Source organism: Methanoculleus sp. UBA291, from assembly GCF_002499755.1.
Classification (GTDB): domain Archaea; phylum Halobacteriota; class Methanomicrobia; order Methanomicrobiales; family Methanoculleaceae; genus Methanoculleus; species Methanoculleus palmolei.
Genome location: NZ_DANC01000020.1, coordinates 53,929 through 64,853, shown reverse-complemented (window position 1 = coordinate 64,853; position 10,925 = coordinate 53,929). Strand labels below are relative to the sequence as shown.

Below are 10,925 nucleotides of genomic sequence, written 5' to 3'. Positions count from 1 at the left end.
CGTGCCTACGTGAGGCACGACGGAGATCTGGACCAAGCACTACACGGCCCGGGCATTTCAATCCACGTGCCTACGTGAGGCACGACGTGGCCTTGCGGACCGTGTCGAGCTCGGCCATATTTCAATCCACGTGCCTACGTGAGGCACGACCTGCAGAGGAGGAGACTGTTTCCGAGGATGTAGAATTTCAATCCACGTGCCTACGTGAGGCACGACCGGTTCATGCTACAGGGCTGGTTGATCCAGAACATTTCAATCCACGTGCCTACGTGAGGCACGACATCAAGGATATCGCCGACTACTACTTCGCGGAATTTCAATCCACGTGCCTACGTGAGGCACGACCATTTTCATTTTAAAGCAGGCTGGAGTATAAGATTTCAATCCACGTGCCTACGTGAGGCACGACTTGCAAGGTCTTCCGGCTCAGTCGGTGCGGCAAATTTCAATCCACGTGCCTACGTGAGGCACGACGGAGAAATGGGTCACGATCACCGACGCGCTGTCATTTCAATCCACGTGCCTACGTGAGGCACGACACTGCAGCCGGAGCCTCGATCGCCGCCGCCGCATTTCAATCCACGTGCCTACGTGAGGCACGACGACGAGGACGGATGCAAGATCGCGAAGGTCACGATTTCAATCCACGTGCCTACGTGAGGCACGACAAGTCACCGGGCTCGATGCACTGGATTTGCTGGATTTCAATCCACGTGCCTACGTGAGGCACGACGGGGCCTGCTCACGGGCACCCGCGGGGGCCATATTTCAATCCACGTGCCTACGTGAGGCACGACCGTCGTGACGACCCCGAGCAGGAACCCGGCTGTATTTCAATCCACGTGCCTACGTGAGGCACGACGAGCACGAGCACCACCGGCAGCCCGTCGATGTTATTTCAATCCACGTGCCTACGTGAGGCACGACCGGGCAGCATTATCTCTATGACAGCGTTCTCGGATTTCAATCCACGTGCCTACGTGAGGCACGACGAGTGCATAGACCCACGCCGCGCAGCTATTAGGATTTCAATCCACGTGCCTACGTGAGGCACGACAATGATCCTCGTCCTCGATGGCGACGAGGTGCGGATTTCAATCCACGTGCCTACGTGAGGCACGACCCGTCAAGGCCGGCAAGGATGGAGTCCCCCGGATTTCAATCCACGTGCCTACGTGAGGCACGACCCGTCAGCGATTGCGTGGGGTGCCCCGACCTCATTTCAATCCACGTGCCTACGTGAGGCACGACTATCTCTCCTCTACCATGCACTTGATGGCGGGGATTTCAATCCACGTGCCTACGTGAGGCACGACACCACGCTCGGGATCAACGAGATCCCGCTCGATATTTCAATCCACGTGCCTACGTGAGGCACGACGGTTACCACGACGCCGGTGAGGAACCCTGTCATATTTCAATCCACGTGCCTACGTGAGGCACGACGTATGGCGGATGATCTGGAGCGACCGGGGCGCATTTCAATCCACGTGCCTACGTGAGGCACGACTTTTGCACCTTTCCACATACAGAGCATCTCTTGATTTCAATCCACGTGCCTACGTGAGGCACGACCACTCACCCTTCCGGGGGTCGCTACGAGGTCGTATTTCAATCCACGTGCCTACGTGAGGCACGACCTTCGTAGCCCCGGATCTGGTGGCCGTCGACCTGATTTCAATCCACGTGCCTACGTGAGGCACGACATTGAAAAGACTAACAAATATTATGAGTATGAATTTCAATCCACGTGCCTACGTGAGGCACGACTTTCCATTTCAATAATCTCATACGTACCAGCGATATTTCAATCCACGTGCCTACGTGAGGCACGACCTGAAACATATAATGCTGTGGGTAGTAACGGTTTAATTTCAATCCACGTGCCTACGTGAGGCACGACATTTTTATTGTGGAAAAAAGGTATACTTCGATATTTCAATCCACGTGCCTACGTGAGGCACGACACGGTTGTTATGTAACAGTGCTCAATGCACAGGATATTTCAATCCACGTGCCTACGTGAGGCACGACTCATTACGCTTGAAGGATTTTCCTACTTCTTTGCATTTCAATCCACGTGCCTACGTGAGGCACGACTTTGTTTTAATTGATGCTTTTGGATGGTCCTGGATTTCAATCCACGTGCCTACGTGAGGCACGACGTAGACTTCAGTACTCCTTTGGATACGGGACATATTTCAATCCACGTGCCTACGTGAGGCACGACGGGTGTTACGATTATGTTGATTCGTGTTACTGTATTTCAATCCACGTGCCTACGTGAGGCACGACTCTATGCTATATATCGGAGAACAAATATCTTACTTTGCCTTTCGCTGCAGTAATTGTCCCCATATCCAAGACGGAAGAAAGATACCGCATAAAACACCCTTGAACAAAAGACACAGCGCTTCATGCGACTAATCACCCGTGTCACGCCGTAATACGTCTCAGAAGTACGAGAAAACTGCCCCATATGATCAAACAGTTAATATTTGCTGGATCGCGAACCTCCCTGGGAGAACATGGGCACTTCACCTTCGCACCCCTCTCTTGACATCTGATCATCCTACAAGATCAACACATCCTCAACATTCAGTCCGGGCTTTGCCCCCACATGCTCCACATGGTCCCGACCGTGCTTCCCCAGATTATAATACCGTACGCTGTCAATCTCAGGCTCGATGACATCTCCGATCCGAACCTTCATCTCCATCAGTTGAACAGAATCGACCACACACTCAAAGACCGAATTCTGCACGCGCGTCCCGTAATTCATGCAGATCCTCGCGACCGTGCGCAATCTGCGTCGCCCTTCCGGGCTCTCGGTATTCACGTCGTACGTCACCAGAACAAACACCACGCTCACCTCACCACAAATGGCGGATACCCATCGATATCTCCCCGCAGGTGCCGGGCAAGCAACATCGCCTGCGCATACGGCAGAAGGCCGATTGAGATCCGCTCATCCAGGTACCCGTGCGTAACCTCTTCCGTCTTCCGTCGCTGCCATGCCGCAAGAACAGCCTTCCGCCCTGCGTCCGTCATGATCGCCGCCCCGTTCTCCTTCACCAGGAAATCATCTGCTGCAATAACCCGATTATTGATCAAACTCAACACAAACCGGTCTCCGAGATACGGCCGGAATTCTTCCATCAGGTCCAGTGCAAGGCTCATTCGTCCCGGTCGAGCACGGTGCAGAAACCCCACCTGCGGATCCAGCCCCACCGACTCAAGAGCCGAAGCACAATCCACCGCGATCAGAGTATAGATAAACGACAATAAAGCATTCACCCGGTTCAGCGGAGGCCTCCTGCTCCTGAACTCGAACGCAAAAGCAGAGTCCTGCGACAGGATCAGATCGTCGAAACAGTCAAAGTAACACTTCGACAGAATCCCTTCGCGGCCCCGGAGTTCATTCAGTGTATCAGGTGGTGACTCCCTCAGCTGGCGAATACCCTCCGTTAGCCGCTGAAGACGCTCTGAAAATACAGGAGATACCTTTTCAGGATAATCACGGCCAAACCGCAGGAGAACATTCCGGCAGTTCAACATCTTTCCGAGCACACAGTTCAGCGCAATCCGGGCTGCGGCCACCTCATCATCCGAAAGAAGATACTGCCGCTTGCGGAGCAGCACGTTTCCGGACACACGACCAGAAACCCGTCCGAGGAATTTCCCGTACGGCGACACAAATGCAAGGCCCACGTTGCGGGATGTACATAACTCCATAACGCCCGGACTTGCCCCCATAAACCCAAAACAGATGACTTCCTCCAGATTGTGAATAGGGATCCGCCCCACCTCCTTCCGTTCAACAGAAACAACAATATTTTCTCCGTCTTTTGTGAGGTAGGAGTCAGGGTTGGTGACATACAGAACATTCAGGAGTTTTCTCATGTTTCATCCTTTCCAATGCAGACGGTAAGGTAGCGATCCACCGATCGCCTGCGGGATGAGACGGCCGGCATGCAGAGATCGACAAGAGAGCAGTTTTTGCAGTGCGGCAGCAGCTCTGCCGGAGGAGTGATGCCCGCATCGTAAAGCGCATACATCCCGGCGACTAACTCCGCCACCCGGTTTCGAAGTTCATCGTCAAGGATGACCTCCGTCCGCCGTCTGGTTTTGCCGTAATACAGATACCCGCGTTCAATTCTCGTTCGGTACATCTCCTCGAGGCAGATTGCCTGAGCACACAGTTGTACCTCGTCGCGGTCGTCCGGCTTCCGCCTCCCGGCCTTGTATTCCACCGGCACGACGGTCCAGCTCCCCTCCCGCCCGGCAATCGCAACCCCTGTATCTGAACGATGATACTCCACCACATCTGCAATCCCATACACCCTTAGCGTGTGGGAGACCAGAGGCACGCTCCGAGAGAGCAGCACATCGCCCCGGCTCTCCGTGAAGAAAGGATCATCCGCATTTCTGTGCATCTGCCTGCCGCCGAAGGTAAGCACGTTCTCCTTCCACACCTGCTCGATATGGATAAGCGCCCACTGGCGTCTACAGAATGCAAAATGCTGGATGCCGCTGAGCATGAGATAGTCGTCGGGATTCATAGGGGATCGCGATCCGATGAAACATTATTATAAGTCGGATTATAAGAACCTATCAACGAAGATGACCGTCCATGCATCTTGCTCACTACGATTCTAAAACCAATAGAGAACAAACACTGCTGGAACATGGTTCAACCGTCTCAACCCTCTGTAAAACCTATGGTGAGGCGATCGGATGCCCTCATCTTGCAGAACTCTGTGGTTTGATCCATGATGCAGGAAAAGCAAAACAGGAATTTCAGGCATATCTCCTCTCAGGCGATAGACATCTACGGGGAAAAATCAATCATTCTTCTGCAGGAGCCAGATACATCTTTGAAAAGTACGGAAAATGTGCGGATGTCTATCAGGTCTGTACGGCTCAGCTGATCTCTCTTGCTGTCTGCTCCCACCACAGCGGTCTCATCGACTGTATCGACACCAACGGACTGGATCGGTTCCACTCCCGTCTGTACCCTGACAAAGACATTGGGTACGACGAGAGCATAACCAATTTTGGAGTCGAGTGCACCACAGCAGAGGACTTGGATGTTCTCTTCCACAAAGCTGCTGGGGAGACAAGGCAGATTATCGAGCCGATCCTCCAGCGACAGGACATCAACCAAGAAAAACCACTCTATTTCGCTCTATTTGCCCGGTATTTCCTCAGTTGCGTCATCGACGCCGATCGATACGATACTTACTGTTTTGATGCCGGGTTGCCGACGCGGGATCCAGACTATGAACTCGAAACAACCTGGCAAGAACTTGCAGACAACCTCGAACAATACCTCAGCACGGAGATGCGAAAAGATCGGGAGATCGATCGTCTCCGCGCGGAGATCTCGGAGACCTGCAGGCAGGCTGCGGCGTATCCCGGAGGCATCTACCGGCTCTGTGTCCCGACCGGCGGAGGGAAAACGCTTGCAAGTCTCCGTTACGCTCTCCAACATGCAATCCTCCACAAAAAACACAGGATCATCTATGCAATCCCGTTCACCACCATCATCGACCAGAATGCGGACGTGATCCGCGAAAGTCTCAAAAAGGACCGAGTCATCCTCGAACACCATTCCAACCTGATCCAGGAGCCCGAAGACACCGGCCTTGCCGAGCCCGACGAAGGGGACCGGCACAGTCTGCTCACCGAACGGTGGGATGTGCCGATCATCCTGACGACGACGGTGCAGCTCCTGAACACGCTGTTCCTCGGGAAGACCCAATCGGTCCGGCGGATGCACAACCTTGCAAACAGCATCATCATCCTCGACGAAGTCCAGACAATCCCGATCAAGTGCCTCGACATGTTCAACGCCGCGCTGAATTTTCTTGCCGAGGTCTGCGACGCAACAATCATTCTCTGTACCGCAACTCAGCCCGGTTCAAACGTCGGGGTGCCCGTCAGATGCTCCCCACCAGAGAATCTTGTTCCGGATTATGAAGAGATATTCGGGAAGTTCCGGCGAACAACCATCTGCGATGCCCGGATTCCCGGTGGCTACTCGGCATCGGCGCTTGCGGATTCTGTCCTTGAGAAGCGGCAGGCCAATACAAGTATCCTGGTTGTTATGAATACCAAAAAGGCGGCAAGGAACCTGTATGCCGCGCTCAAGCGCCGGTATCCTACCTGCTCCCTCCACTACTTGAGTACTGCACTCTGTCCGGCACACCGCAGGGTAAAACTTGGACAGTTAAATGAGAATCTCAAAGCTCGAAAACCCGTGATCTGCGTCAGCACTCAACTCATCGAAGCAGGTATCGACATCTCGTTTAACTGTGTGATCCGCTCCCTTGCAGGGCTCGACAGCATCGCCCAGGCGGCCGGCAGGTGCAACCGGCACGGCGAGGATGCGTGCCGTGACGTATTCATCGTCAACAGTTCCGAGGAAAACCTTTCTCGTTTGCCTGAAATTAGAAAGGGTCAGCTGCACACAGAACGGGTTCTGCGTGAATATGCAGAGAACCCTGCACAGTTCGACCATGATCTCCTCTCGCCGAAGGCGCTGGCAAGGTATTATCTCTATCACTACGAGGTACAAAAAAGGGAGATGCAATATCCCGTTTCTCGGAAAAACTCGGGATTTGTAACCGATGTCACGCTTTTCGATCTCCTTTCTCTGAATAGAACCGGAGTGACGGCATATGCGAACCGCTTCGGGCACCGTCCCGGTTATCCGTTCTGCCAGGCATTTGCCTCAAGCGGGAGTCAATTTGCGGTTATCGATCAAGATACGGTAAGCGTTCTCGTGCCGTTTGGAAGGGGCAAGGAGATCATCGAGGAACTGGCGAAAACGCCTCATCTCCCTGCAACAGTAGAACTGTTGAAGGAGGCGCAACAATATTCGGTAAACCTTTTTAAAAATGAAGTTCAATCACTCGATAACGGGATATATCCGATCGGGGATACCGGCGTTCTAGCACTTGCCGATATTTACTACTCTCGTGAATACGGGATCACCCCGCTAACAGATAATGAGCCCGTTTTATTCTAAAGAAAAGAGGAGGGCGGCAAAAGAACGTGGAGTATCCAAACAGCGTAGAATTCCGGGTTTTCGGAAAGTTCGCTCTGTTCACCGATCCGCTGACCCGGATCGGCGGCGAAAAGTTCAGTTACCAGATTCCCACGTACCAGGCGCTGAAAGGGATTCTGGAAAGCGTCTACTGGAAACCTACCATCATGTGGGTGATCGACTCCGTCAGGGTGATGAAGATGATTCAGACCCAGTCGAAGGGTATCCGCCCGATCAAGTATCAGGGTGGAAACGATCTCTCTATCTACACCTACCTCGCGAATGTGGAGTATCAGGTGAAGGCCCACTTTGAGTGGAACCAGCACCGATCCGAACTTGCGTGCGACCGGAATGAAAACAAGCATTACGCCATGGCAACGCGGATGATCGCCCGGGGCGGAAGACGCGACGTCTTTCTCGGAACGCGCGAGTGTCAGGGGTATGTCGAACCCTGTACATGGGGAGAGGGTGAAGGCGCCTATGACGACTGCTCCGAACTTGCGTTTGGACTGATGTTTCATGGGTTCACCTATCCGGATGAGAGTGGGGATGGAAAACTCTCCGCCCGCATGTGGTACCCGGTGATGCGGCACGGCATCGTTGAGTTCGTCCGCCCGGAGGAGTGCCCGGTCATCCGCGAGATCAAGTCTCAGCGCCCGAAAACGTTCATTCCGGGTGAAAATCTTGGTCTTGCCGGGGAGGGGATGCAATGACCTGGGTTTCCCGACTCTGCGAGACGTACGACAATTGCAGTGCTGGCGTGTTGAAGGCGGACACGGAGAAAAGTCTGCTCCCGATCGGACACACAACGCAGTATGCCCAGATCGAGATCGTCCTTGACGCAGACGGCAATTTCCGGTCGGCACGGGCGTTGGACAGAAACAACGACGAAAACGAGGCCGTTACGATCATCCCCTGCACCGAGGATTCAGCCAACAGAACACGCGGGCTTGAGCCGCATCCACTGTTTGACAAACTTCAATACGTGGCGGGGGACTATTCCACGTATGTTCCAGGCAAGGAGAGCGGATTCGATGCATATGTAAACAATCTACGGCGATGGTGCGACTCTCCGTACTCGCATCCGATGATTCGGGCAGTGTTGTCGTATGTTCTGAAGAGAACGATGATAGCCGACCTGGTTTCGGAGAAGGTGCTCTACCTTTCCGAGGCCGGCGAAATTTTGGAGAAGTGGACCGGCTCTGATGAAGAGAAGCCGCTACTGTTCCGGCAGCCAAGTCGTCCGGCCGATGCATTTGTCCGCTTTTGTGTTGAAATTCCCGGTATGCCCGACTCCCGCGTCTGGATGAATGAAGAGGTCCGGCAGAGGTTCATCGCATATTACACGCATATGTTTCCGAATACCGGTACCTGCTACGTTACCGGGAAGACGGGTGTTCCGGTCTCCCGCAAGAGCGCGGGAAAGATCCGGAACGCGGGTGACCGGGCGAAGATCATCTCTTCCAACGATGACACAGGGTTTACGTTCAGGGGGAGGTTCGCCTCGCATGATCAGGCCGTGACGTTGAGTTACGAAGCCTCCCAAAAGTCGATGAATGCTTTGAAATGGCTGGTTGCAAAGCAGGGATACCGCAATGGGGATCAGGCGATCGTTGCCTGGGGCACAAAGGATGAACCACTCCCGCCGGTCTGCGGGGACGGCGTCGATCTCTGGGGCGATCTGGTGCATGATCTGGATGCAATCCCCGACACCAAGGAGGAGTTTGCATCCCGCCTGAATAAGGCGATCGCAGGCTACTCGGCGGAACTGAATGACAGTTCCAATGTGACGGTCATGGGCCTCGATTCCACAAACGGACTTCAGGGACGCCTATCTCTCACCTTTTACCGCGAACTGACAGGATCGAAGTTTCTGAAACGGATTATGCGATGGCACACGACATGCATTTGGTATCCGCTTTTTCGGAGTTATCGGGACAATGATGGAAAAAACAGATGGATCCGGTTTCGTGGTGCTCCGTCGCCCGTCGACATTGCGGTTGCGGCATATGGTTCCAGTTTGAACGATAAACTCAAAAAAGCAACGGTGGAGCGGTTGCTTCCCTGTATCGTTGACGGGAAGCCCCTGCCACGGGATCTAGTGGAGGCGGCTTCGATGCGCGCCTCACGTCCGTTTGCGATGGAGAAGTGGGAGTTCAACCGAACTCTCGGAGTCGCCTGTGCGTTAATCCGGAAGTATTACAACGACAGTATGAACGATCGAACGAGTTTGGAAGAGTATAGGGAGGTATGGAGTGTGGAATTAGATTCACTGAATACTGACCGCAGTTATCTGTTCGGCCGGCTGCTGGCCTATGCAAGAAAGATTGAGGAGTATTCGCTATATCTAGGTGGGACTGAAGCACGACAGACAAATGCGGAACGCTTTATGCTGCAATTCAGAAAACGCCCTGATAAAACATGGGATCAGTTGTATCAGAAACTTCTCCCGTATTTAAGCAGGTTCAGGACTAAAGGACCGGAGTTTTTCGGAAACCGATGTGAAGCAGGCATGAATTCTGTGATGGATGCATTGCAGAGTTCCGGCGGGTTTACCGGCGAGCCGCTTGGTCCTACGTATCTTCTTGGGTATCAGAGTCAGCTGAATCAGTTTGAGGTGGAATACAAGATGATGAAAGCGAGGAAGGCAGAGAGTAAGAAGGACGATGGAGGGTTATAATTATGACGAATCTTGAAAACAAGATAGATTTCGCAGTTGTTGTGTCGGTGAAGAATGCCAATCCGAACGGTGATCCGCTGAATGGAAATCGGCCGCGCGAAAACTATGACGGGTGCGGTGAGATCTCAGATGTATGTCTGAAGCGGAAGATCCGGAACCGAATGCAGGATATGGAGCAGCCGGTTTTTGTGAAATCCGACGATCGCAGTGACGACGGATTCAAGAGTTTGAGGGAGCGGGCGGATGCCTGTAAACCGTTGGCTGATGCAATCAAGAAGAAAGATGTGGAGAAGGCTAAAGAGATTGCTTGCGGTGAGTGGCTCGATGTCCGGAGCTTCGGCCAGTTGTTCGCCTTTAAAGGCGATGACGCTTCCATAGGTATCCGGGGCCCGGTTTCGATCCATCCGGCGTTTAGCGTGGATGCCGTTGATGTGACGGCTCTGCAGATCACGAAGAGCGTTAACAGTGTGCCCGGTGCGAAGAAGGCGTCGGATACAATGGGTATGAAGTACCGCGTTGACTTCGGGGTGTACGTGTTTTACGGGAGCATCAACTGTCAACTTGCAGAAAAAACGGGATTTTCACCGGAGGATGCAGAAATTATCCGTAAGTCTCTAACCACTCTGTTCGAGAATGACTGTTCATCGGCCCGCCCTGAAGGTAGCATGGAAGTATGCAAAGTGTTCTGGTGGAAACACAATTCCAGGAGCGGGCAGTACTCTTCGGCGAAAGTTCACCGGACATTGCATGTGCGGCCGAAGACGGATACACCGAAGTCAAGCGAGGATTATGAGATCACAGTAGATCCTCTGGAAGGTCTTGAGCCTGAGATATATGAGGGAGCGTAACGAAAGTTCTGGCACGAACGGACCGATAACTGGGTACGCGGGGGAATCCTCCCTCTCCAATCACCGCCGGCCGAGATAGGCCACAAAAACCGCGAGCGCCGCAAGCACGACCGACCCCCCGGGCGCCGCCCTCTGCGTCGGGACGGCAGACGGCTCCGCGGTCCCCTCCTCCGCCTGCGCCTCGATCCAGTCGACCGCGTACGCGAGCTGGACGTCCTCTCCGGCCATCTTCAACGCATGATCGTCGGCATCGTGCGTCGGTTCGTGCAGGTGCGTATAGAGGAAAAGAACGGTGTCGAGATCTTTCTCGACGGCCTGCCGTACGAGCAGCGTGTCGCTCTCCATA

General features: G+C 53.7%; 8 protein-coding genes and 1 CRISPR repeat array. Of the genes, 4 read left to right on the top strand and 4 right to left on the bottom strand.

Going from position 1 to position 10,925, the window contains the following annotated elements; all coding sequences use genetic code 11:
- Positions 1-54 precede the first annotated feature (54 nt).
- Positions 55-2,295: a CRISPR direct-repeat array (repeat unit 32 nt; unit sequence ATTTCAATCCACGTGCCTACGTGAGGCACGAC).
- A gap of 277 nt (positions 2,296-2,572) precedes the next feature.
- Genes cas2 through cas4 form a run of 3 tightly spaced genes read right to left on the bottom strand, consistent with a single transcriptional unit; the run spans position 2,573 to position 4,562 of the window.
- Complete coding sequence (gene cas2 / locus BP737_RS04525) at positions 2,573-2,866, bottom strand: CRISPR-associated endonuclease Cas2 (RefSeq protein ID WP_292408732.1); 294 nt, start codon at positions 2,864-2,866, stop codon at positions 2,573-2,575.
- A gap of 2 nt (positions 2,867-2,868) precedes the next feature.
- Positions 2,869-3,903 (bottom strand): type I-C CRISPR-associated endonuclease Cas1c, encoded by a 1,035-nt coding sequence (gene cas1c, locus BP737_RS04520; RefSeq protein WP_292408734.1) that lies wholly within the window; start codon positions 3,901-3,903, stop codon positions 2,869-2,871.
- Entirely contained in the window at positions 3,900-4,562 is a 663-nt protein-coding gene (gene cas4 / locus BP737_RS04515) for a CRISPR-associated protein Cas4 (protein WP_292408736.1), read from the bottom strand. Before cas4 ends, cas1c begins: the two co-directional genes overlap by 4 nt.
- Positions 4,563-4,633: 71 nt before the next feature.
- Between cas4 and cas3 the strand changes: the two genes are divergently transcribed.
- From cas3 to cas7c, 4 genes are read left to right on the top strand one after another with little or no spacing between them, the layout of a single operon-like run.
- Entirely contained in the window at positions 4,634-7,033 is a 2,400-nt protein-coding gene (cas3, locus tag BP737_RS04510; RefSeq protein WP_292408739.1) for a CRISPR-associated helicase Cas3', read from the top strand.
- Positions 7,034-7,059: 26 nt separating this feature from the next.
- Positions 7,060-7,764 carry a type I-C CRISPR-associated protein Cas5c gene (gene cas5c / locus BP737_RS04505; RefSeq protein ID WP_292408742.1) on the top strand — a complete coding sequence of 235 codons (705 nt, stop codon included), beginning with the start codon at positions 7,060-7,062 and terminating at the stop codon, positions 7,762-7,764.
- Positions 7,761-9,731 carry a type I-C CRISPR-associated protein Cas8c/Csd1 gene (gene cas8c, locus BP737_RS04500; RefSeq protein ID WP_292408745.1) on the top strand — a complete coding sequence of 657 codons (1,971 nt, stop codon included), beginning with the start codon at positions 7,761-7,763 and terminating at the stop codon, positions 9,729-9,731. Before cas5c ends, cas8c begins: the two co-directional genes overlap by 4 nt.
- 2 nt (positions 9,732-9,733) lie before the next feature.
- A complete protein-coding gene (gene cas7c, locus BP737_RS04495; protein WP_292408748.1) occupies positions 9,734-10,579 on the top strand; it encodes a type I-C CRISPR-associated protein Cas7/Csd2 in 846 nt (281 codons plus the stop codon).
- Between the two features lie 60 nt (positions 10,580-10,639).
- On the opposite strand, the gene BP737_RS04490 is transcribed toward cas7c, so the two are convergent.
- A complete protein-coding gene (locus BP737_RS04490) occupies positions 10,640-10,924 on the bottom strand; it encodes a hypothetical protein (protein WP_292408750.1) in 285 nt (94 codons plus the stop codon).
- Between the last annotated feature and the right edge of the window lies 1 nt (position 10,925).

Coding starts and splice junctions, on each gene's coding strand:
- cas1c (WP_292408734.1), bottom strand. CDS start 3,903: ATGAGAAAACTCCTGAATGTTCTGTATGTCACCAACCCTGACTCCTAC.
- cas3 (WP_292408739.1), top strand. CDS start 4,634: ATGCATCTTGCTCACTACGATTCTAAAACCAATAGAGAACAAACACTG.
- BP737_RS04490 (WP_292408750.1), bottom strand. CDS start 10,924: ATGGAGAGCGACACGCTGCTCGTACGGCAGGCCGTCGAGAAAGATCTC.
- cas8c (WP_292408745.1), top strand. CDS start 7,761: ATGACCTGGGTTTCCCGACTCTGCGAGACGTACGACAATTGCAGTGCT.
- cas4 (WP_292408736.1), bottom strand. CDS start 4,562: ATGAATCCCGACGACTATCTCATGCTCAGCGGCATCCAGCATTTTGCA.
- cas7c (WP_292408748.1), top strand. CDS start 9,734: ATGACGAATCTTGAAAACAAGATAGATTTCGCAGTTGTTGTGTCGGTG.